This window comes from Agarivorans sp. QJM3NY_33 (assembly GCF_050870865.2).
GTDB lineage: Bacteria > Pseudomonadota > Gammaproteobacteria > Enterobacterales > Celerinatantimonadaceae > Agarivorans.
In genome coordinates this window covers 251213-273752 of sequence record NZ_CP194039.2, presented here as the reverse complement: position 1 = coordinate 273752, position 22540 = coordinate 251213, and the positions used below count along the sequence as shown (strand labels likewise).

Below are 22540 nucleotides of genomic sequence, written 5' to 3'. Positions count from 1 at the left end.
AACGGTCAGGGTTTTATTAACCAAGTTCCAGCGGGCGATTGTATGTAATGACCACTTTGACTACGTTCAATCGCTTTTTTTCCCGCGAGGATAGCGACCTGCTGCTCACTTAAGCCATTTTCCCTGGCAATTTGTTGGTACTTGGCAAGTCGTTGTTGATTGATATTATTCACCAAATCACTGACTTCTGCGCGATGGCTTACAATTCCTAATAGACCATTGGTTTGTTCACCGACCCAACCTTTGGCCTTGGCATCATCTAAGTCCATCGCCGATACCGATAAGCTAAAACACAATAATAGGCTTAAAATCCAGCTATTCCACTTCATCATACTCTCCTAAAATAGCCCGCTTTCATCGTTAAACAAATCATCGAGCTGCTTATCAACTCGCACTCGAATTTCATGGTCAATTTTGACATTTAAATTCACCGTAATTGGCTTATCTACGGCTACCTCCACCCTTGGGGTACAAGCCATAAGCCCAAAAGTTACCGCTAAGGCAAAGGGGATACTTCTGAAGCGCTGTCGTCTATCCATTGCTGTAGTTGTCCTGACAATTGTTGGCCAATACGTAAACTACGTAATAACTGGTAAATATTTTCTTGATGACGATAGTTCAAAGTCACCAAACGAGGACTCAGTTGTTGATTGCGTCCAATCAGTTGCACTTGCATATCGAGCAGCCCATCTTCGGCAAAATCTAGCTCAGCTGCAAGCTTTTCATAATCAAAATCTTCCAATAAGCTTAGAGCAAAATCTAAAGAAGGGTGCTGCGCTTTTACCGCCAGTAAGGATTGGTGAGTGAGAGCGATATGCCCATGCGGCTCAACAACCGCCAGCGAACCGCCTTTGATTGCCAAACCCTGTCTGCTCAGTTGCAGGGGAAGCGTCCCTGATACCGAGCCCTGCATGCTTAAAGCTAATTCGGGATAAAGTGTCGCCAACTGAGATAACTGGACCTTGCTCAACTGCAAAGATGTTTGGCTCGGTAGCTTCAAGCTCAATTGAGCAAGCCTGCCCCGTCCACCTAAAGACCCAAAAGAGATATCGTCTAACAGTAGCGAGTGCCATTGTTCCAAGGGGGCATAGTTAGGCTGCTGCCAATGCAGTTGAATATCGCTCACCGGAAAACCGATATCCCATTGCTTAACTTGCAACTCTCCCGCGTGTTTCCAACCAAGATCTGGCTGATAATCGAGCTGCCCCGCGAGCTGAGCATCGGCCAATGCCAACTCTCCCCACAAAGCATTTAGGCCACTGAGTTTAAACTGGCTTGTCAGTTGTTCCGCTTGCCAAGTGAAGTGTGATTCCAAAGCTCCCGACAGTAATTTTGCTGGTTCAGCTAAAGGCAAAAGAGCCTGTTGCAAGGGTAATACATTATCACTATGTAGCAGCCCCGACAGCTGCATCGTTGGCGTCCACTGCCACTGGCCTTCACCTTTAAGTTGCCAATCGGCAACCTCAACTTGCCAACCTTTTGCTTGGATTTTGCTCTCAACACTCGGCCAATTTTTCCCCTGCCAACGAAAACTAGAACTCTCCAGCCTTAGCCGCCAATCTTGCCAGCCTTGCAGCCAAGCCTTCCCCTCCATTGCCAAAGTAGGTAACTTAAATTGAGCATTTAATTGTAAGTGCTGGCCCGCTTTTCCCCGCAAGGAAAAATCTGCATCGGCAAATATTGGCCCATCCAATTGCGGCTGCTGAATCAGACCAGCCAATGCACGCAAGCTATGCTTCCCTATATGGCCTTCTAAGATGAGGGTCTCAGCTTTTGGCAACAGCTGCAGCTTAATTGCCAAACCATCCTCTTGTTGGTAGCTGGCAAGCCATTGCTGGCCTCGTTGTGAGAGTTGTAATTGGCCATCAAATAGCGACTGCGATCCCGCTTTAACTTGCAGGCGCTCGACCGCTACCGAGCTCGCAACCACCGAGCTCGGTAAGTCCAATAAACCTTGAAACAACTGCTGAGCAAGAGGCTTTAGCGAAACCAAGCGAAACGGCTGAGCATGCTTGCCTTGCGCCAACAGACAAGCAAGGTCGATTTCAATACTTTCCACCTTAACACGCAGGGGGATCGCTTGCAGACGAACACCGCTAGTGCGGACTTGTGGGCACCCTCCAAACTGAGCCTGAAGCATATCCGCGCTCAGCTCAGTGGCGTATAGCTTGTCCGCCAACAAGCAAATAAAACTCGCCATCAGCATCCAACGGTGGCGCCAGCGCATGACTCTACAGCATCTTATTCGCAGCCCACTTAAGCTCAGCAAACACTCATCCTTCCATCCACCATCGACATCACTTTATACTAAGCGCTTTTATCGCCAATAACGAGTCGCTAAACAAATCTACGCTGGCGTATTAACACTCAAATACAACAGAAAAAGTATAAACTTGACTCCATAGCAAGCTATGATGATAACTGGTTAGGGTCTCAGATAAAGGCCAAAACCAATAAATAGTCACTTCAAACCCCAGGAGCCAAGGACCCATGCATACCATTCATCACTTCATTCAGTCCCATCGGAGCAAGCGCTAATGCCTTGGTGGTGGGCGGCAGGGATGGCGATAATTGTTGGCCTTGGTTTATACCAAGCTTGGCGTCATATTCAACAACGTCGCTGGGATAAGCAACAACCCCTACATCGCTTAGACGTTCGGGTCACTTCGCATCAACGACAAACCATCAAGCCAGTTGGCAAATCACGTGACAGCATGCCCGACAGCTATCGTTACTTTGTTGAATTCACCCCCTTAACCGGCGGTGAATCTCGGCGCTTTCAACTAAAGAAAAACCAGTTTGAGCAATTTAGCGAGGGCCTCGAAGGTCAACTTACGGTTCAAGGCAGCCGATTGGTTAGTTTCGAAACAAAACCTTCAGAGCTCAGCGATCCATAATAAGCTTAAGCCAACTGAGTTCCCAACGGGGTCGTCTGCTCGAACTGTTCAACAAAGCGAAAACCGGCCTCAAGTCCTAGTTGATAGTCTTGCTCTAGGGCAGAGGTTTTACTACCGAGTAACTTACTCGATAAAGCCTGACTGGGGTGAATTTGAAACACTTGCGCATCTTCTGGAGGTTGATGCATAAAATCCAAAGACTGTTGGTAAGCCTGTTCATGTATCAACTGATAATCGAGCGCTTTCGGACATTCTCCCGATTGGCAAACCCAGGTTTTTAAACGTTGGCTCCAAGGGGATTCAGCCACATAATCCTGTTGCTTGGTTCGAATCACCACAATCGTTTTTGCCCCCCGCCGATAAGCTTCTTCCACAGGGATCGGAGCAGCCAAGCCACCATCAACGTAGTGCTCCCCCTCAATCTCAACGCCCCCCTTATATAAATATGGTAAGGCACTTGAGGCTTTTAGCAGATGCAACCAATTGTCCCGACTAGGGCTAAAATAATGTGCCGCCTTGTTGCGGGTATTGGTCGTGGCAAACAATAAACGGCGATACCGTAACAAAGACGCCGCACTGTTCACATTTAAGGGATCGGCTGGCCGATTCACCTGTTCAAAGTACCAATCCAAATCGATGATGCTTCGCCCGGTAAGCGAACGGCTTAACTTGAAAAATCGTGCATGGCGAGAGGTCTCGGTAATTGATTTTTGGGCGAAGCCATGCTGACAACTCATATAACTAGATAAGTTTTGTGCACCGGCAGAGGTGCCAATCAGTAACTGAAACGGGTTGAACCCCAAGCTCATCCAGCTATCGAGCACACCGGCAGTAAAAATACCGCGTTGTCCGCCCCCTTCGGCGACTAAAGCTGTGTTTTCAACAATTGGGGTCTGCTGGCATGGGCCGAAACAATTAGTCGCTGGGTACATCATCATGCTCTCAAGAAAATCATAGGACTAGCTTAAGTCGAATTAGCCCATACTTAAATTCGATTGCATTGATTTATTTGATAGGAAAAAACTATTGAATGAACCAAGCAGCTTAGCGCGAGTATTCAGCCAACATGCTTCGACTCTGCGCCCTCCGCCTCAATAGACGAACCAACAAAACGTCGGCGCAGCAAACCAACGGGAAGCAGGGCCACCAATAAGCCAGCAGCAATAAACGAGGCACCAATCAGATGATAAACCGCTAATTGCTCACCTAACAATGAAACGCTGAGGATCGCGCCAAACAAAGGCATCAAATGAATGTATTGACCAGCAACACTTGCGCCAACAACTTTCACGCCATAATTCCAACTTTGATAAGCCAATAACGATGGGAAAACCGCCACATAGGCCAAGGCGACCATACTATCGTGATTCAAAGAAAAAGCCGCTTGCGGCAAATTAAGCCAATAAAATGGGCTTAATACCAGTGATCCTATCACCAAGGTTGAACCAAGAAAGGCGGAACCGCTTAGCTGAGACGGTTTAAAACGTAAACCAATGGAGTACAACGCCCAAATGACTGCCGATAACAGGATCCAACTGTCGCCGCGATTGATGCTTAGGCTTGCCAGTGACTGCCATTGCCCTTTTACCAACAAGGCCAATACCCCGCAAAACGACAATATAATACCGAGGATCTGTTTCATTCCCATTCGCTGACCGAAGCCTAAGCAACTCACCAGCAAAATAAAGATCGGGATCATCGAATTAATAATCAAAGCATTGGTCGCGGTTGTACTCTGCAAACCAATGTAAACACAGGAATTAAAGCCAGCTACGCCTAAACAAGCGAGTAAGCTAATGCGCAACCAATAGCGTTGAATCACTCGCCGCTGTTGCCACAGACTCCGATAAAGAAAAGGCAAGACCAACAGCGAGGCTATCGTCCAACGCCAATAAGATAATGACATTGGCGGTATTTGCCCCGCAATATAGCGACCGGTGACAAAATTACCGGCCCAAAATAATGGCGGTAACAACAACAAATCATATGCCGATAGCTTTGCTTTCATTAATGCGTCCTTATATACCCTAGACCTCAAGTACTTAGGCCTGTTAGGGTATAGCATCAAGGATGGTTTTGCAGTACTATCCTGCTGCGCTGATAGCGTTTTCTAGAACAACAAATTTTCTTGGATACTGAACGATGAGTTTAATTGAGGCCATAAATGCAGGGTTGCATGTCACGGCAATTGTGTTGCTGGCGGGCGCATTGTACTCAGAAGCCTTTCTTTTTCGCCGAGGCATGACTCAGGACGATGTCAAGAAGCTACTGTTGGCCGATGCCACCCATGCCATCGCCACCGTATTAATCTTCATTACCGGTGCATTACGATTATCTGTATTTCAAAGCACCGACAAAAGTTATCTCGACAATCCTTTTTTTGCACTAAAAATGCTGCTATTTTTCGTTGTCGTTCTACTCTCGCTGTATCCATCGGCTACCTTTTATCGCTGGCGACGAGCCTTAAAACAAGGCAAACCGTCCATGATTAGCTATCGCCAACACGCTTCGGTGATTTGGTTAATTCGTTTAGAGCTCGGCGTATTACTGCTTATTCCAATGTTAGTCACCCTCGCCCGGGCCGGTTTCGGCGATTAAATAAAGCACCTGTAAGCCAAATTCTCGACTCGACCAAGCAAACGCCTTAATTTGCCAATTGTGACTATGTTCATTCGCTGAGATAATGCGCAACTCCATAGCTATTAATAGCGACACATTCGAGGTTGAATGATGCGTACACCGCCTTATCTGCTCGGTCAGGAAAATCAACTCGAGAGGCAATATCAGCAGCTCATCCTGCCCTACTGGCAACAATATGCCGAACTATCCAGCTTTTATGGGGTGAATGGCCTGCGTATTCACTTCGCCAAATTAAACGCCGCTCAGCCTAAACATCAAGCCATTGTGATCTCTCCGGGTCGTACCGAAGGCTACCTCAAGTATTACGAATTAGGCTACGATCTCGCTCAGCAAGGTTACGATATTTTCATCATTGACCATCGCGGCCAAGGCTTATCAGATCGAGAAAGCCCTCGCCGGCAACTTGGGGATGTCGAAAATTTTCAATACTTTGTTGATGATCTCCAGCAACTGGTGCAGCAGTTTGTCTTGCCCTGCCAATACCAACAGCATTTTTTATTAGCCCATTCGATGGGTGGCACCATCGCCGCTCGCTACCTACAGCAGCATCCAAATCACTTTCAGGCCGTGGCGCTGTCGGCCCCCATGTTCGGGATTAATTTGGGGCTGCTCCCTAAACCTATCGTGAAGACGCTAGCCGCAGGTCTGGCGCACTTAGAGCGGCAGTTCGGCTATGGACCTCATTATGCTTTGGGTCAAGGCGACTATCGGCCAAGTGAGTTTAGTCGCAATCATCTGAGCCATAGCCCGGCTCGCTATCAACAAATCCTGCAAACTTATGTCGAGCACCCAGCGATCCAACTCGGCGGCCCAAGTAACCGCTGGTTACAACAAAGTTTTCAAGCCATGCAACTGAGCATTGAAGACGCTGCTCACATCAATATTCCGCTATTATTATTACAAGCGGAGCAAGATCCTATTGTCACAGCAGAAGGGCAAAATGCCTTTTTCCATAGGTTGACTGCCTCAGCAGGTAAATCAAGTAACGCTCAATTGATGCCCGTGATAGGGGCCAAACATGAGATTTTTTTCGAGAGTGATGAGATCCGCAACCCAGCCTTGGCGAGCATTCTCATTTTTTTTGAACAACACCGAGCTTAAGCTCATCAAACCAGTCTCAGCAGAGGCTAAAGCCACCGGTCGCAGTTTCACCGAGGAGTAATCGATATGTACCAATTAATCGCAACCGATCTTGACGGCACTTTGCTCAATGCAGAGCATCAAATTTCAGAACATACCCAACAAACCATTGCTCGCCTCTATGAGCAAAATATTAAGTTTTTAATTGCCACCGGACGCCACTACAACGATGTGCGACCAATCGCCGATCAATTCGACTTTCCAATGTATTTAATTACCTCCAATGGTGCCCGCGTCCACAATAAAGCCGGCGAAGTTCTATATCGTGCAGATCTGAGTTCCGCTGAAATCACTCGTATTCTGGAGCTATCGGCGAGATACCCACTTCATCGAAATATTTACCACGAAGACAACTGGTACGTTGAAGAAAACAATGAATACGTCCGCTCCTTCAACAAGCACTCTGGTTTTAACTATCAGTTGACCGACTTCGATCGGCTAGATCATCAGCATATCTGTAAGCTATTTTTTGTTGCCGAGCATGAATTACTACAACAGCTCGAAAAGGAACTGGTCGATGAATTTGGTGACAGCCTCAATATTACCTTCTCACTACCCGACTGCCTTGAGGTAATGACAGCCAAGGCCAACAAAGGCGCAGCCTTACAAGCGGTATTGGAGCAAAAATCCATCGCACCAGAGCACTGTATTGCCTTTGGTGATGGCCTTAACGACAAAGAAATGCTCTCTTTGGTCGGCAAAGGGGTAATCATGGCCAACGCACACGACCGCTTAAAGTTGACATTACCTCACTTAGAACAAACACTTAGCAATAAAGAAAATGGTGTGGCGGAATTTTTAATCGGTACATTTAAGCTATAAATAAAAGGAAATCACGATGAGGCTAATCAAACGACTTTGCATCGCGTCCCTCGCGAGTATCGGCTTGGTAGCCTGCGCCCCAACACCGTCCCCCACTCAGCCAAGCGAACCATCCGAGGCACCACCGAGTCCTCATCAACCAAACACCCGATTAAAGGGCTGGTTAGTCAACTCACCCGAGGCCACAATATTCACCCCCTGCCAAGGAGAGCAAGCCTATTGGCTCGATTTATCCAGCGATGACCAGCAACTGCTCAGCCGTTTTGCCAACCACAGCCAAGTCTACGTAGAATTTGACGGTCGTTTCAACAACGTGGGTATGCAGGCGCCTGAAGCGGATTATCGGGCCAAGATCAGCCCACAAAGCTGGCAGTATCTGGCCAGCGAAGGCCCCGGCTGTGAAGCCAAAACCCCAGCGCTTCACGCTATGGGAAACGAACCCAGCTGGCGAATCGACATCAACGAGGGCAAACTGCAACTGAGTACTCTCGCCGGTACGAGCAGCCACCCAATTTACCGTAGCGGTGTGGAGCAAGGCACTCAGTTTTGGCAATCTGCTGACCAGCTGCGACTCGCGGTAAAGGCCGAACAGTGTTTCGACAGCATGGCCGATACCGTTTATGCCTATCACGCCGAGCTACTCTACCAAGGGCTTCGCTATCAGGGCTGCGCCCGTCGCCCCTTTCAACAAAATATTGAACCACTTAGCGGCAACTACCAAGCCAAACTCGCCACCGCATCAGGCAGTGGCCGAATGGTCAATCTCACTCTCAACCAAGATTTAAGTGCTGAATTACAAAATAACTATCTCGCTCAAGACAAAAGCTTTATTGAAAAAGGCTACTGGCAACCGCTTGATCAAACTAGCCTGCTACTTACCCTGAGCCAAAGCCAAAGCCAAAACCAACCAGTAAACAGCCAGATGTATTTTGATTGGGACGGTATGTTGCTGCGACTGCGTGACCCCGAGCAACAGCAGCAGGGCAAACTGGGTTTAAATATGATGAAAATGAATGGCCCCGCACCGGCAACAAGCCCCAGTGAGCCAAGCCATATCCAACGTCGCTTCGAGCCAGCCAGCCTGCTCGCCAGCAGCAACTACGATCCACAAGTTGAAGGCGCGCTCAAACAATACTTCAAGCTACACCGCACCGCGCTAAATGGCACCCGCTACCAATGGTGGAAATTTGATCTCAACGGGGATGGTCAAGATGAAATAATCACTTATCTGGACTGGTGTGGCAGCGGCGGCTGCAGCTTATTAATTTTTGAAGCCAAAGACAGCGGCTATCGCTTCCTCAGTAAAACCACGCTGGTGCGCCCCCCCTTCTACCTTGCTTACAGTAGCAACGCCCGCTGGCAAGATCTACTGCTGGAAGTTTCCGGCGGCGGCGCGATCCCGGGGCTTCGGCTGCTGCGTTTCGACGGTTTAAGTTATCCGGTCAATCCGAACATTCAGCCCGATGCGCCAAACCCGGCACCCTTAGCGGGCATCACCTTCCTTGCTGAGCCGTTTAGCCAAGACGTTGGGCGCGCCTTAAAATAAGCGCAACATCCCCGCTAGCGCCGGAGCAGCGCTAGCGGTACAATGCCGCTGATTTTTTGGGGGCAGGCATGACACAAACATTCGATGTAATTATTATTGGCGCCGGCGCCGCGGGTTTAATGTGCGCCGCCACCGCGGGTTATCGCGGGCGCTCAGTGCTGGTGCTGGATAACGCCAAAAAAGCTGGCCGCAAAATACTCATCAGCGGCGGGGGACGCTGTAACTTCACCAATATCAATGTGGCCCCCAACAACTATCTGTGTAGTAATCCGCATTTTGTAAAATCAGCTTTAGCTCGCTATCCCTCAAGTAACTTCATCGAATTGGTCGAGCGCCACGGCATCGAATACCACCAGCGCGACCACGGGCAGCTGTTTTGCAACGACAACGCCAAACAGATCGTCGACATGCTGCTCACCGAATGTGACTGGGCTGCTGTGAACATCCGCTTGCGCAGCGAAATCAGCAGTATTCAACAGCTCGATGAACAAAGCTTCGAAGTCCAAGCCGCTGGCCAATCTTATCAAGCCAGCTCACTGGTCATCGCAACTGGTGGTTTATCCATGCCCAAACTTGGCGCCAGTCCCTTTGGTTACAAAATTGCCGAACAATTTGGCCTCAAACTATTGCCAACCCGCGCAGGCCTAGTGCCATTCACCTGGCATAACGAACAAAAACAACGTTTTGAAGCGCTCTCCGGGATCGCCGTCCCCTGCTGTATCACCGCCGCCTGCGGCAGCCAATTTAGCGAAGCGCTGTTATTTACTCATCGCGGCCTATCTGGCCCCGCGATTCTGCAAATCTCTAACTACTGGCAAGCCGGCGAAGCGATCCACATTAACCTGCTCCCAAAACAAGATGCGCTAGCCCTGCTGGAACAGGTGCTGTTACAACACCCCAAACAAAACCTCAAAAACACCCTCAGCCAATGGCTTCCCAAACGTTTAGTCGAAGCCTTGTTTGACCAAGCCCAGCTTGCCAAAGCGCTTAATCAATTGGGCCATGGCGAGCGCGACAGCATTGCCAAACAACTCAATGATTGGCAAATCACCATGAACGGCACCGAAGGCTATCGCACTGCAGAAGTGACCCTCGGCGGCGTCGACACCAATGAACTCAGCTCAAAAACCATGCAAGCAACGAAAGTAAAAGGCTTGTATTTTATTGGGGAAGTGATGGACGTAAGCGGCTGGTTAGGCGGCTACAACTTTCAATGGGCCTGGGCCTCCGGCGTCGCCTGCGGGCTGGATTGTTAGTTGTATTGATGAAATTAAAACGAAGACTATTTGAATAGAACGAAGACAATCTTTTTAGTAAAAGTCTCTAACACATTGAAATCATAGAAAATAGATTGTCTTCGTTTTGAAAAATAATTAGCTCGACCGGAAACGCTAATTCAATCTCATCGAAAGAGCTAGCCACAATAGGGTGTTATCTTTTGGCTTAGTTTTGTAACTCACTTTTGGACAACAATGAGTTACGATGAGCGTGTGAAGCTAAACATTCAGGTAACTTAGTCTATGCCACACACGCCAATTAACTACAAAGTTGTGTCCAGCTTTAGTACTAGGGATCACTTGTTCACGGGGACATCCTTGTACACAAAATAGAGCCTTACCTAAGAAAGAGGCTAAAGCATTTAAAATGACTCTGACTCCATTAATTTTTTCATATTGCACATGGACTCGCTTTATTAAACAAATAGATGCACGCAGCGATCATGAATACGCAAACAATCATCGGCACTCGCCATTTTTTAGCTTCTGGAGCTAAGTAACGGTCGGTAAAGAAAACTTCCAGTCCCCCTAATGAGTCTCGAAGCCAGGTTTTTTTATCTACATCCTCACTCCCTTTATGTAAAAAAAAGCTAGATATAATCAAACCAAAAAAGCTGATTATAAACGCACCTATTACAATCTTTTCAACTATTGGATTGCATAGCAGTCCACTCAATTCTAACTCCCCCATTCGTACCTCCCCATTTCAGGACTAACTCCCACTTCCATAGAAGTTGATTTTGACTGCCCCGTAAGTGCCTTAGATACTTTAGATAAGCCATAACCTGCAACGAGACTAACACCTACCAGCTTATCATTTTGAAAATGAGCTTTCACTCCTACTCCTAACGCCAGTGTTGCTTCAGTGTCAGGGTCAGCGTCTGCATACATGACGTCAAGACTTACGGCTTTTACAGCAGATATACCGAAGGCATAATCTGGGCCAAAAGCTAGATACCCTTCTGTCGTATCGGGGTTTTGCATTAAACTAAGTGTATATCCACCTGGATACAATGGTTCTTTTGCTACAATAGAATTCACTGTAGCTGCCCCCACAATCATTGGATTAGTGTAGTTAAAAGTAAGTCCAATCTTTACACCTCGCCGCTCTCCTCGGTTCCCACAGGGGCGGCCAGAGCATGAAGACCGATTCAACTTTCTATCAATTTCGAATCCCGTTATGTCGTGCTTGGTAAACTCTCCAAGCTCATTCACTACAGTCATAGTACCAGCATCAAATGTGGTTACATTATTAGTGTAAGTACCATCCGGTTGGGTATTGACTACGGGACCAAATTTGTCTTTGTAAGTATCCGAATAGTAAGGGTCTCCCTTCCAACCATCATTACCCGAAGCATGAGGCCCATCAGGGTCACCATTATGCCCAGTGTCATTCCAAGTGTCCCAATACCCATTTGGGTCGATAACATTTAACGGATTATTCATCGCATATACGTATCGATTGAATGAGGTTGGTTGCGTTGGGTGAGGAATGTAAAAATCAGCCTGCAAGAAACGCCCGCTGGCTTGATCGTAGATCCGTCCATTCATATGAATAATGCCGACCTCATTAAGCATTTCATGGCCAGTAAAGCCATAACGCGTCGGCTCTAGTATCGCTAAGCTTACCGCACTTTCATTTTACAGAAAATAAACTAGACACCCATTCCTTTCACACTCTCGATAGCCAAGATTACGCTTTTAAATCCCATCATCTTCGCCGAGTAGCGCAAATGAACAAGGGAGCAAAGTTGAAGTCTGTTTGAGCGTAGCGAGTTACTTCAACGCCCTTGAGAATGCGCAACGCAGTAATAAACTAGACACCCATTCTAAAAACAAAACCAACAATAACACCTTTTCGCAAAGTTATTCAAGACAGCCATCTTGGATGCAACGCCCCATTCAGGGACTTTTTATTGTTGGCTAAGATAACGAACGCAGTGAGAGAAGCCCACTGTAAAAAGCCAAGCACTGCAATGGCTTGTTATGTTGTTTTACTACTTCTCTGCGGAATAAGGGTCTTCTGCCAAAAGGTAAGCTCTTAAATCTGATTTATGTTCTTGTGACATTAACCAAGCACGCATTTCTTTTAATTTAGAGTAAGTTTCAACACCAAATTTAGATTCATAAATATCTGCAAGATTTTGCTTTGCGCTATCTTGACGAATATTACGCTGCCAACTTTGTGTTACTACTGAATTTAAACAACCAGCTAATCCCTCGCTTTTTAATAATTCCCATTCACCTTTATCTAACCATAACCCACCAACAACAGAGCTATAATCGACTTTATGTTCATTTTGAGAAGATATTCTAAATTTTCTCATTATTGTCCCAGATGACGGACACAACATAGCTTTTTTGTTATCCATTACTTCAGATTCTTCAATCGAAATATCTTCAGAAAATTTGTAGTCTTGATTTCTTTCTTTCCATGAAACGTAGTCTTCGATTAAAATCCAGTTACCACCGCAATTTGAGCACGTATGTGCACGAAATTGGCCGTCAATAAAGCTCGGAAATAACGCTCCATTTTTACAACTTGTACAATTCATAATTTCCCTCGTGAAAACTGAATAAACGAATAAAATAGACACCCATTCTAAAAGCAAAACCAACAATAACACCTTTTCGCAAAGTTATTCAAGACAGCCATCTTAAGGCTTCAATTGAACCGCCAACATCATGCGATGAATATCAACGCCTCATACACAGAAAGCGACCTGAATGTAAAAGTTGTAGCATTAATAGACGTTTCTATGGCGAGATAGCGCAATAAGCAAGCTCGTGGACGCAGTGTTTCTAGGTTTGCTAAATACCTACGCGGTCGAGAATAAATAAAGCCGTAGTTTATTAGCCAACATCGAGCCAGCGCTTGGCAGCTGCCATGCCTTTAATTCGTTGTTGATTATGCTCACGCTTGTAGCGCTCTAGTGAATACCCAGCCCCAACCACACTGGCAAAGTGATGCTCTAAACCAGTGCTCAAGAAAGTTATTCAAGACAGCCATCTTAAGGCTTCAATTGAACCACCAACATCATGCGATGAGCGTCAACTCCTCATACACAGAAAGCGACCTGAATGTAAAAGTTGTAGCATTAATAGACGTTTTTATGGCGAGATAGCGCAATAAGCAAGCTCGTGGACGCAGTGTTTCTAGGTTTGCTAAAGACCTACTCGGTCGACAAAAAATCAGCCCATAAATTACTTAGCCAACATCGAGCCAGCGCTTGGCAGCTCCCATGCCTTTAATTCGTTGTTGATTATGCTCACGCTTGTAGCGCTCTAGTGAATGCCCAGCCCCAACCACACTGGCAAAGTGATGCTCTAAACCAGTGCTCAAGGCTAACCAGCTTTCTTCATCGATTTGTAAGCGCTGTAAAATGGGCGCTTGTGCATCATCGATATAGCCACGTTTATCTTCTCTGATAACGCGGCCGGTGAGCTCCACCAGTTGCAGGTAGTCTTGTAACTCGAAAGGCAAGCCTTTAGGCATGGTTTCTCTGGGGTTACCGACAAAGGGCATTAGCGGCTTGGGTTGCTGACCTTGTTTGGCTTGCTGAATGCGCTGTTTGATACTGGTGTGGTCTGAGGTTTCAGGCGTGCTCGCTATATTTGAGCGAACCGGGTTTAAATCGACATAAGCCATACAAGCTGCGATGGCTGCTTCATCTAAAAGCGCTTGAGATTTAAAACGCCCCTCCCAAAAACGACCGGTACATTGGTCTTCTTTATTGGCAGCTCGAGCAATGTATTCATTTAAATGGCGCATAAACCAGCTTAAATCAAAAAGGCGAGTCCGATAGACTTCAGCTGTGGCGTGAATGGCCTGTAGTTGCACCTCACTTAACTTTGGACGTAACTCAGAATTGAGATACATCTGAGTCAGTAAGGTGCCTTGGTGCAAACGATGCCAGCGTTCCAAGACTTCATCCATGGACCAGGCTTCGGCTTTAGCCTTATCGATGTGCAATACCACATGGGTATGATTACTCATAACTGCATAAGCACAGACATCAATGGCAAACACCGCAGTAAGTTGCAATAAATAGTCTTCCACCCACTGGCGGCGGTGTTCATAGCTTTTACCTGTGTGTTGGTCTTTACCGCACAAAAAAGCCCGCCGAACACAGCGGGAAACACAGTGATAATAAGGTGTATCCGATAAGCTCACTTGCGACTGTCTTGACCGAGGCATGGCAATAACTCCAAAAAAAACACTATTGATAGTTTAGATTATTGCTGGTATTTGGCTAGTTGGGGTGGATGTCTAGATATCTCTTTCTGTGGATGTCTAGATATCTCTTTCTCATTGAGTTCAATCCAGCACTCAGAACTGCCTCCAGCATCGATGTGTTCATCATGCAGCACTTCTACTCGAACGATGACACATGTCTTCAGCATTTGGCGGCACCAGATTTAGCTTGAGTTTTGCCTACCTCACTTAACAGGCAATCAATTATTTAATTTCGATAGCCCAAAACTATCGTACTCATCGAAACTATCCACTTTAAGTAATGCGAATAATTCTCAATAATATCCACATCGACATAGAGAAAATTCTTAGGGGCAACACGATGATCAAGACAATAACTTTTGCAGCAATTCACTTTACCATTGCAACCTTGGTCGCTTTTACTTTAACCGGTGACTTCTTGCTCGGCAGCTTAATTGCCATGATTGAACCTTCAATCAATACCTGCGCTTTTTATGCTCACGAAAAAGCTTGGCAGAACATCTCATTTCTAAAACGTCATGAATCGATGACACAAGTGAAAACGATAAGCTTTGCGGTGATTCACTTCAGTGTGGCATTTATGGTCACCTATACATTAACCGGCGATTCTTTCATTGGTGGTCTGATGGCGACGATTGAACCAACAATTAACTCGGTGGCTTACTTCTTCCACGAAAAAGTATGGCTACGCAGAACTCAGCAGACTGATTTTGCTAAGGGAAGTATGCACTACGCATCATAAAGATGCTGGCATCCTCTTTTTTAATCAAAGCCTTGATGACTGCTTATTGATGCAACAGGCAACATTAGCAGTCGATTTAAGTATTGCTGGTGTTTTAGCATGTTAGCCAGCATTCAGCTGGCTTGAAGCGATATCATTCTGCGTATTTTGTAAGCCAAAGATGATTTATGTGCTAAGTAGAAACAGCATGTTTATGTTTTTCAATAACTCACAAACTCTGGGTGTGAAACCAGCAAAGCTGCCAGCCTAAAAGGATTAAATCAATTTCTTTGCGGTATGAACATCTACAAATAAAATATCTAAATAACCACCGGTAAGTGCGCCTTTAATCGCCGCCAATTTATCTAAACCACCAGCTAAGGCAACCACCCGAGGACAGTCTCTAAGTAACTTAAGATCCATACCTATCACCGGATCTTCATCTTCGGCTAACACGGCGTTCCCGTCAGCATCAAAATAATGCAAGCAAATATCACCAACCGCACCGCGTTTAGAGAGCTCTTCCAACATGTCAGGGTTATAGTAGTTACCAGAAGACTTTAATAAATGAGATGGCTCCAGCATGCCAATCCCAACCAAGGCATAATCCACTTGATTAAAGAGGCTGACCACTGAGCTGACTTCTTCGGTATTGAGTAGCATTTTTTTATAATTAACTGTTCTTTCGATACTCTGAGACGGCAATAAATGAGGCTGACAATTGAGTAGTTCGGCTAATGAATGAGTAAGCATAGAAGCCTGAGCGTTGCCATTTACTCCAACCCCTCCCAATAGTTGAACAACACCATTTGCTTTTACATTAAGCGGATGTAACTGTTCAACCATTTCTCGAATGGTGCCACTCCAAGCGGAAACGCCCACTAAGGAGCTAGCTGGTAAAGAGGTTTGCATATAGTGCGCGGCAGCCGAGCCGATTGCCCGTTTAATCATATACTCATCGGCATTTTCTGCCACATCCACCACAATCGCCTGCATCAAAGAATATTTATTTTGCAATTCAGCTTCTAGATTTAGGTACACGTTGGCAGGTTGAACCACACTAATTTTAACGATGCCTTCTTTGGTACAACGTGAAAGCGCCCGAGAAACAAATGATTGAGAAAGGTCGAGCTTCTTCGCGATCTCAGACTGTTTTTTACCTTCGTTGTAATAAAGTGTGGCAATCTTGACTAATAATCGCTGTTCGTCTCTCTTCAACATAATCATCCTTACAACAAATATACGGGATATACTTGCCCGCAATTATATTCAATTTTGCATATAAATTCACGAAAAGCTTATGTTTAAAAAAGACCAACTTGCGAGGCAAGTTGGTCAAGGCCCTCAACAAGCTTTCAAAAACTTATCTTGGATGGAAATCTCAAACCACTAACTATGTTGGTAGCATTCAACCCCCAAGTACTTGGTGAATGCTTCATAAAGCACATCCCCAGTTGACGAGTGATTCATTGCAACATGGTGCTCAAAACCATTATTACAAATATGCGAGAGTAGGGTTTCCAGCTCTTTAACCTGAACCACCGCGCGGCAGCCAACAGTATCTAAGTCATCATCAACGAATTTTCCTTCGCCAACGTAAGATTTTACTTTCCCGGTAAAGTCATCGGTAGAAAGGCGGAAATAAGTAAGCGGACCTGGTTTCATCCGGCCATTTATCGCGCCACAAGTATTCCCACAACCCACCGTGGTGCCAATAATATCGGCGGTGCTCATAAAAGGATTATCTAATTCTGAGGTCGCGAAGTTACCACAGTGGAATAACACACACTTATCGCGATCTTCACCAAAGTTATTGTTCCAATCAGCTATCGATGCTGGTTTTTGCGAAGCCATGGACAGCGCGTACATCGACAACGCTCCCATCACGTCAACTTCACAGGCACTTGGGATCAGCTGGCCAGACATCACGCTCATAATCGAACAAACATTTACCCCCAGTGTTTTCTGCAACGAGGTCCAACACTGAATGGCGGTGGTATGAATGTCGTTTTCGGCAATCCACTGGCTAATCACCACAAACAATTTAGCCATTGTTAGCAACTTGTCTTCGGCGATCTCTTGGGTATCTGCATTCGACTTCAATAAGCTCAGCTTCTCGGCAATCCGCAAATCGTTATCTTGCACATTGTCTACGCTTGCGAAAATTTCCGACAAATCAATCGTTTCAACGGTAACGCCCAAACGCTCAAGAATTTTTTCACTATAACGAACAGTATTAAAGCTGGCAGGTCTGGCACCAATCGCCCCCACACGGCAACCTTTCATTTTGCTAACAACCCGGCAAACATTTTCAAATTGAGTTAAATCTTTTAGAAATACATCGCTTTTCAACTCACATACGTGCTGAGTTGTCAGTGAAAAAGGAATGCCATATTGGCGAAGATTATTGCACAGTGAAATCTTGCCACAGAAACTGTCACGACGGGTGGCTAAGCCCATCTTATCTAGCGAATCGGATTCCGCTTGAATTAGTACCGGAACATTCACACCAGATATACGGATGGCATCGGCAATTGCTTTTTCATCACCAAAGTTTGGCAAGCAAACTAAGATCCCTTGAATGTCATCTTTATGCTGTTTGAGCATTTCGGCGGCAATTTTTGCATGTTGATAGGTCTCCACCCCTCCATAGGGAGTTTCGGTATCTGACAACATAATGGTTTTAATACCTAAGCTTTCACACACCGTTTGAGTATCTTTGCGGGCATCATCCAGCAGGTAACTTGGGAAGAAATTACGGTTACCAAATAAAACCGCTAAGGTAGTTTGTTGTTGGGTATCTTTCATTCTAGACCTCTCCGTCATTAGCTTGAAAACGAGTTCGCTGAACCGCTCGCTTCCACGACTTATAATTATTGTGAATATGGATCATATTTGGATTTGGAGTGATGACTTCACTCGCTGGCAAAAGCTTCGATAGACTGGCGGCGTCTGGCCACCAGCCTAAAGCTTTACCCGCAAGAAAAGCCGCGCCAAGAGCTGAAACTTCAACAACATCGCGTTTCACAATCCGTTTTTGTAGTAAATCTGCTTGAAATTGCATCAATTGACGATTTTGGGTAGGTCCACCGTCAACCGAAAGCTCATATAGTGAGATTTCGGCAGAAGCTTCCATCGCAAACAATAAATCAGCCACTTGGTATGCGACCGATTCGAAAGCTGCTCTGGCAATATGTGCGGGTGTGACGGCATCGGTTAAGCCAGTAATTAAACCTCGCGCCTTCACGTCCCAATGCGGCGCTCCCAAACCCGCCAACGCGGGCACAAAAAAGACACCATTTGTATCCTCGACCGACCAGGCAAGCTGGCTGAGCGTGTCGATATCCAAGATCCCCAATATTTTAGAGATGAACTTAATCGCCGAGCCGGTATGGGTAATATTGCCTTCCATCGCCAAACTGGGTTTACCATCATCCCAAGCCACCGTAGTCGACACGCCAAAATCGTGTTTAGGTGCCTGTTCGATGCGCACCATCAACGAACTACCAGTACCATAAGTCGCCTTCACAACTCCGGGGTTAAACCCACCCTGACCATATAGAGCCGCATGAGAATCACCCGCTTGCGCCAAAATAGGCACACCATCGGCAACAAAGGATAAACCTTGTGTTAGGCCACGCTCACCGCTAGAGGCAACCACTTTTGGCAAACATTGCATAGGGATCTGGTACAAATCTAACAATAAGGGATCCCATGCAAAGCGATTAATATTGAACAATTGGTAACGCGAAGCGTTAGAAGCATCGGTAACAAATTGCTTACCGTTACTCAATTTCCAAACCAACCAACTGTCGACCGTTCCGGCACATAACTCACCCCGTAATGCCCGCTCCGTTCCGTTGTCGATATGATTTAACAACCAACGGATCTTTGATGCAGGAAAAAGCGGATCGATCACCGATCCGGTTAAGGCTTTGACTTGTTGGGCTTCCGGCTTTTGGCCGACCTGCTCACAAATTGCTTCCGAGCGACGGCACTGCCAACTCACCAACGGTGTTAAGGCCGCTCCAGTTTTACGATCCCAAACTAACACCGACTCGCGTTGATTACTGATCGCGATACCAGCGAGCAAATCAGGCTCAAGCGCCACCACGCATTGCTCGATGGCTGCAACAGTTGCCCGCCAAATTTGTTCTGGATCTTGCTCCGCCCAGCCCGGATGAGGGTGAGTCAATTCAAGACCCACACTACCCTTCGCCAATACCTCGCCACTTTGGTTCACGGCAATCGCTTTGGCATTGGTGGTCCCCTCATCAATGGCGAGGATAAACGGCTGAGACATATTAGTTCTCCTTGAGCATCTCAAGCGCATGGCTCACGATGCCCTTGGCATCAATCCCGTGATGTGCGCGTAATGATTTACGATCGGCCGCTAAGGCATAGCCACCATCTGGGATCCCAAGCCGTTTCAAACGACTTGCCGTACCAAATTCAGCAATCACCTCCGCAACCAAAGCACCGACGCCCCCATTGACATTATGTTCTTCCACGCTAATCACATGTTTTATACCTGCCAAAAGCTTGGCTAACTGCTCAACATCGCACGGTCGGATCGAAGAGATACACAGCACTTTCGGCGAAACTCCCTGCTCACGAAGTTGCTCGGCCGCCGCGACAACTTCATGCATGGCTGAGCCCATACCCACGAATACCAGGTCAGAGCCTGTTGCTAATACATCAATCTGTCCCGGTTTAAACTGATAGTCTTGCTCAAATAACTCAGGGAGTTCTTTACCATCCATCCGGATATAAACAGGGCCTTGTTTTTCAATCGCATAATCGATAATTTGACGACACTGTAAGGGCGATGCCGGCGCAAAAATCTCAATATTGCCAAAACCCCGCATCACCGAAATATCATCGATACTATGGTGAGTACTGGCCAAGGGGCCATAACTAGCGCCCGAATTAAGACCAAATAACTTCACATTAGTATTGTTATAACAAACGTCCACCTTGACCTGTTCATTCGCACGTGAGATCAAAAATGGCGCCGCATTACAGGTTGCCGCGACCTTTCCGCCAAGCGCTAAACCGGCCGCCGTTCCCACCAAGGCTTGCTCGGCAATCCCAACATTGACGAGGCGATCTGGAAAAGCCTGAATAAACGGTGCAATCTTCGCGGTAGAGGTTGAATCGGCAACCACCGGCACAAGATCGACCCCTCGATTCACAGCTGCGATAAAACGTTCAACCATAATATTTGCAAAATGCTCTGCGTTAGCCATGATTCAACTCCTCCAACGCTAAAGTGACTTCTTCCCCTTTCGGAACTCGGTGATGCCATTCTGGACGCCCTTCAATAAACGAGATCCCCGCACCTTTAATGGTATTGGCAATCACCACATGCGGTTTTCCCTCGGGCTTCAAACTTTCCAGAGCCGAGACGACCGACGCAATGTTATTGCCTTCACATTCACTCACCTGCATTCCAAAGGCTTGCCATTTCTTATCCAAGGGATCGGTTTGCAGAATGTCTTTGGTAAAGCCCGCTAACTGCAGCTTATTTTTATCATTGATAATAATTAAGTTATCCAATCCATAATGGGCTGCCACTAAAGCCGCTTCCCAATTACTTCCTTCGGCCAATTCACCATCCCCAGTCAATACATAAATCTTTCGCTGGCTACCCGACTTTTTGGCCGCTAATGCAAGCCCAACGGCGACTGGTAAACCATGACCAAGCGCTCCAGTGTTAAGTTCCACGCCCGGCGTCTTGTGTTTCACCGGGTGGCCCGGCAATTTGGAATCAGGGTGCTGGTAGCTCGCTAACCAATCACTTGGAAAGTAACCCGCCTCAGATAAACAGCAGTAGTAGCCACCTGCAGCATGGCCTTTCGATTGAATGTAAATATCACGCTCTGGATCATCGAGCCGATCAGGAGAGCAATTTAAAATTCGAAAATATAAAGATGTGACGAGCTCGACTTGCGATAAGTCAGCACCAGTGTGTCCACCAGCGGGACTTTCCGCATTTAGCACCACAATTCGTTTGCGAATATCGGTGGCTTTCTTAGCAAGTTCATCAATTGATAAACGATAAGGATTCATAACAAACCTCCAATATATTCAATACTGAATATATATTCATGGGGAGAAAAAAAATAGCGTCAAAAGATCAAAATGTGAACAAGACGATATTTTGCTTCTCCAACAATAAACCTAGTCAACAGACTTCTGAGACGTAATCGCAGCTTTGTACTGCATCTTGCTTTGCATCTGATCAATAATAACTGCAACAATGATGACGATGCCTTTGATCACCATTTGCCAGAATTCACTCACCCCCATCATGACTAGGCCATCAGCCAAAATACCAATAACAAAGGCACCAATAAGCGTCCCTGTAATCGTCCCTCGTCCCCCGGCTAAAGAAGTTCCACCGAGAACCACGGCAGCAATCGCATTCATCTCAAAGGCTGTACCGGTTGCAGGATGACTTGCAACTAATTGAGATGTCACCACAATACCTGCAATCGCCGCACACAAACCGGATATGGTGTAAACCCAAATCTTGACGTTTTTCACTTTCACTCCGGAAAGCTCAGCCGCCCGCTCATTGTCACCAATCGCATATACGTGTCGACCAAAGGGCAGTTTTTTAGCCACATATGCAATAATTGCCGCAACCACAAACATCATCCAGATGGCATACGGAATACCAAACAAATAACCCGCACCAATCTGGTCAAAGCCCGTATTACCCAGTAACGCGTTCCCCTGTAGCCCTGGAAATGTCTCTCCCCCAGACAACAACATGGCAGCTCCCCGAATCACATACATCGTGCCCAAAGTACAGATAAAGGGCGCAACGTTGTAACGCGTGATAAGAACTCCATTCAATGCACCAATCAGCCCCCCAACGACCATTACAGTTGGCACAATCACCCACACACTGGGAAATATAGCAATGCCAAACATGGGTAACACGATCCCCTTAGAAATCATGAAGCCTGCAACCATGCCACAAAACCCAAGGGTTGCACCGATCGATAGATCGATACCTGCGGTGATGATGACAAATGTAATTCCCAAGGCGAGAAAAGCATTGATCGAGATATGTTTAACCATGATGATTAAACTACCCGGAGCAAGGAATCCATCCACGGTAAATGAGAAAAATCCTAAGATAATGAATAATGCTATAAAAGTTCTTAACTTCAATAACATCAAACCGATGTTTGCTGAATTAAACTGAGATGTTGGCATCGCCATGCCCTCGATTACTTTGGCTTTCAT

Annotated in this window: 24 protein-coding genes and 1 pseudogene; 8 read left to right on the top strand and 17 right to left on the bottom strand. The window is 46.4% G+C overall.

Annotation, left to right across the window (positions count from 1 at the left end):
• Positions 1 to 5 precede the first annotated feature (5 nt).
• The 3 genes from ACRRSY_RS01225 to ACRRSY_RS01215 are packed head-to-tail and all read right to left on the bottom strand — an operon-like array spanning position 6 to position 2200.
• Entirely contained in the window at positions 6 to 332 is a 327-nt protein-coding gene (locus ACRRSY_RS01225; protein WP_432464206.1) for a YdbL family protein, read from the bottom strand.
• Positions 333 to 338: 6 nt separating this feature from the next.
• A complete protein-coding gene (locus ACRRSY_RS01220) occupies positions 339 to 479 on the bottom strand; it encodes a YnbE family lipoprotein (protein ID WP_432456115.1) in 141 nt (46 codons plus the stop codon).
• Between the two features lie 17 nt (positions 480 to 496).
• Positions 497 to 2200, bottom strand: a complete 1704-nt coding sequence (locus ACRRSY_RS01215; RefSeq protein WP_432464205.1) for an intermembrane phospholipid transport protein YdbH family protein — start codon at positions 2198 to 2200, stop codon at positions 497 to 499.
• A 337-nt stretch (positions 2201 to 2537) separates the two neighbouring features.
• On the opposite strand from ACRRSY_RS01215, the gene ACRRSY_RS01210 reads away from it, so the two are divergent.
• Complete coding sequence (locus tag ACRRSY_RS01210; protein ID WP_432455026.1) at positions 2538 to 2897, top strand: DUF2500 family protein; 360 nt, start codon at positions 2538 to 2540, stop codon at positions 2895 to 2897.
• A gap of 5 nt (positions 2898 to 2902) precedes the next feature.
• Here ACRRSY_RS01210 and ACRRSY_RS01205 read toward each other — a convergent pair whose 3' ends face one another.
• Entirely contained in the window at positions 2903 to 3835 is a 933-nt protein-coding gene (locus tag ACRRSY_RS01205; protein ID WP_432464204.1) for a patatin-like phospholipase family protein, read from the bottom strand.
• A gap of 119 nt (positions 3836 to 3954) precedes the next feature.
• Positions 3955 to 4905 carry a DMT family transporter gene (locus ACRRSY_RS01200; protein WP_432464203.1) on the bottom strand — a complete coding sequence of 317 codons (951 nt, stop codon included), beginning with the start codon at positions 4903 to 4905 and terminating at the stop codon, positions 3955 to 3957.
• Positions 4906 to 5039: 134 nt separating this feature from the next.
• Here ACRRSY_RS01200 and ACRRSY_RS01195 point away from each other — a divergent pair, with 134 nt between their 5' ends.
• The 5 genes from ACRRSY_RS01195 (at position 5040) to ACRRSY_RS01175 (ending at position 10301) form a co-directional block, all read left to right on the top strand.
• Positions 5040 to 5495, top strand: coding sequence for a DUF2214 family protein (locus ACRRSY_RS01195; RefSeq protein WP_432455029.1), 456 nt, complete (start codon positions 5040 to 5042; stop codon positions 5493 to 5495).
• Between the two features lie 129 nt (positions 5496 to 5624).
• Entirely contained in the window at positions 5625 to 6638 is a 1014-nt protein-coding gene (locus ACRRSY_RS01190; protein WP_432464202.1) for an alpha/beta fold hydrolase, read from the top strand.
• A gap of 66 nt (positions 6639 to 6704) precedes the next feature.
• Positions 6705 to 7499: an HAD family hydrolase gene (locus ACRRSY_RS01185; protein WP_432464201.1), complete on the top strand. Its 795-nt coding sequence runs from the start codon at positions 6705 to 6707 to the stop codon at positions 7497 to 7499.
• 16 nt (positions 7500 to 7515) lie between these two features.
• Complete coding sequence (locus ACRRSY_RS01180; RefSeq protein ID WP_432464200.1) at positions 7516 to 9045, top strand: copper resistance protein NlpE N-terminal domain-containing protein; 1530 nt, start codon at positions 7516 to 7518, stop codon at positions 9043 to 9045.
• Positions 9046 to 9113: 68 nt separating this feature from the next.
• Positions 9114 to 10301 carry an NAD(P)/FAD-dependent oxidoreductase gene (locus ACRRSY_RS01175; RefSeq protein ID WP_432464199.1) on the top strand — a complete coding sequence of 396 codons (1188 nt, stop codon included), beginning with the start codon at positions 9114 to 9116 and terminating at the stop codon, positions 10299 to 10301.
• Between the two features lie 412 nt (positions 10302 to 10713).
• On the opposite strand, the gene ACRRSY_RS01170 is transcribed toward ACRRSY_RS01175, so the two are convergent.
• From ACRRSY_RS01170 to ACRRSY_RS01145, 6 genes are all read right to left on the bottom strand, one after another.
• Positions 10714 to 11013: a hypothetical protein gene (locus ACRRSY_RS01170; RefSeq protein WP_432464198.1), complete on the bottom strand. Its 300-nt coding sequence runs from the start codon at positions 11011 to 11013 to the stop codon at positions 10714 to 10716.
• Positions 11001 to 11900: an RHS repeat-associated core domain-containing protein gene (locus ACRRSY_RS01165; RefSeq protein WP_439033342.1), complete on the bottom strand. Its 900-nt coding sequence runs from the start codon at positions 11898 to 11900 to the stop codon at positions 11001 to 11003. Before ACRRSY_RS01165 ends, ACRRSY_RS01170 begins: the two co-directional genes overlap by 13 nt.
• 419 nt (positions 11901 to 12319) lie before the next feature.
• Positions 12320 to 12877 (bottom strand): zf-TFIIB domain-containing protein, encoded by a 558-nt coding sequence (locus tag ACRRSY_RS01160; RefSeq protein ID WP_432464197.1) that lies wholly within the window; start codon positions 12875 to 12877, stop codon positions 12320 to 12322.
• Positions 12878 to 13175: 298 nt separating this feature from the next.
• Positions 13176 to 13310: a hypothetical protein gene (locus ACRRSY_RS01155; RefSeq protein ID WP_432464196.1), complete on the bottom strand. Its 135-nt coding sequence runs from the start codon at positions 13308 to 13310 to the stop codon at positions 13176 to 13178.
• 220 nt (positions 13311 to 13530) lie between these two features.
• A complete protein-coding gene (locus tag ACRRSY_RS01150; RefSeq protein WP_432464195.1) occupies positions 13531 to 14520 on the bottom strand; it encodes a transposase in 990 nt (329 codons plus the stop codon).
• Between the two features lie 38 nt (positions 14521 to 14558).
• Positions 14559 to 14726, bottom strand: coding sequence for a hypothetical protein (locus ACRRSY_RS01145; protein WP_432464194.1), 168 nt, complete (start codon positions 14724 to 14726; stop codon positions 14559 to 14561).
• A 113-nt stretch (positions 14727 to 14839) separates the two neighbouring features.
• Here ACRRSY_RS01145 and ACRRSY_RS01140 point away from each other — a divergent pair.
• Positions 14840 to 14995: pseudogene (locus ACRRSY_RS01140) on the top strand (DUF2061 domain-containing protein); the annotation flags it as partial.
• 90 nt (positions 14996 to 15085) lie between these two features.
• Complete coding sequence (locus tag ACRRSY_RS01135) at positions 15086 to 15301, top strand: DUF2061 domain-containing protein (protein ID WP_432456116.1); 216 nt, start codon at positions 15086 to 15088, stop codon at positions 15299 to 15301.
• A 255-nt stretch (positions 15302 to 15556) separates the two neighbouring features.
• On the opposite strand, the gene ACRRSY_RS01130 is transcribed toward ACRRSY_RS01135, so the two are convergent.
• From ACRRSY_RS01130 to ACRRSY_RS01105, 6 genes are all read right to left on the bottom strand, one after another.
• A complete protein-coding gene (locus ACRRSY_RS01130) occupies positions 15557 to 16501 on the bottom strand; it encodes a sugar-binding transcriptional regulator (RefSeq protein ID WP_432455042.1) in 945 nt (314 codons plus the stop codon).
• Between the two features lie 168 nt (positions 16502 to 16669).
• Positions 16670 to 18088, bottom strand: a complete 1419-nt coding sequence (locus ACRRSY_RS01125; protein WP_432455043.1) for an L-fucose/L-arabinose isomerase family protein — start codon at positions 18086 to 18088, stop codon at positions 16670 to 16672.
• A 1-nt stretch (position 18089) separates the two neighbouring features.
• The gene (locus ACRRSY_RS01120; protein ID WP_432464193.1) at positions 18090 to 19583 is read right to left on the bottom strand and encodes an FGGY family carbohydrate kinase; all 1494 of its coding nucleotides are present in this window, start codon (positions 19581 to 19583) and stop codon (positions 18090 to 18092) included.
• Between the two features lies 1 nt (position 19584).
• The gene (locus ACRRSY_RS01115) at positions 19585 to 20529 is read right to left on the bottom strand and encodes a transketolase family protein (protein ID WP_432455045.1); all 945 of its coding nucleotides are present in this window, start codon (positions 20527 to 20529) and stop codon (positions 19585 to 19587) included.
• Positions 20522 to 21352 carry a transketolase gene (locus ACRRSY_RS01110; RefSeq protein ID WP_432455046.1) on the bottom strand — a complete coding sequence of 277 codons (831 nt, stop codon included), beginning with the start codon at positions 21350 to 21352 and terminating at the stop codon, positions 20522 to 20524. Before ACRRSY_RS01110 ends, ACRRSY_RS01115 begins: the two co-directional genes overlap by 8 nt.
• 111 nt (positions 21353 to 21463) lie before the next feature.
• Positions 21464 to 22540 carry an ABC transporter permease gene (locus ACRRSY_RS01105; protein ID WP_432455047.1) on the bottom strand — a complete coding sequence of 359 codons (1077 nt, stop codon included), beginning with the start codon at positions 22538 to 22540 and terminating at the stop codon, positions 21464 to 21466.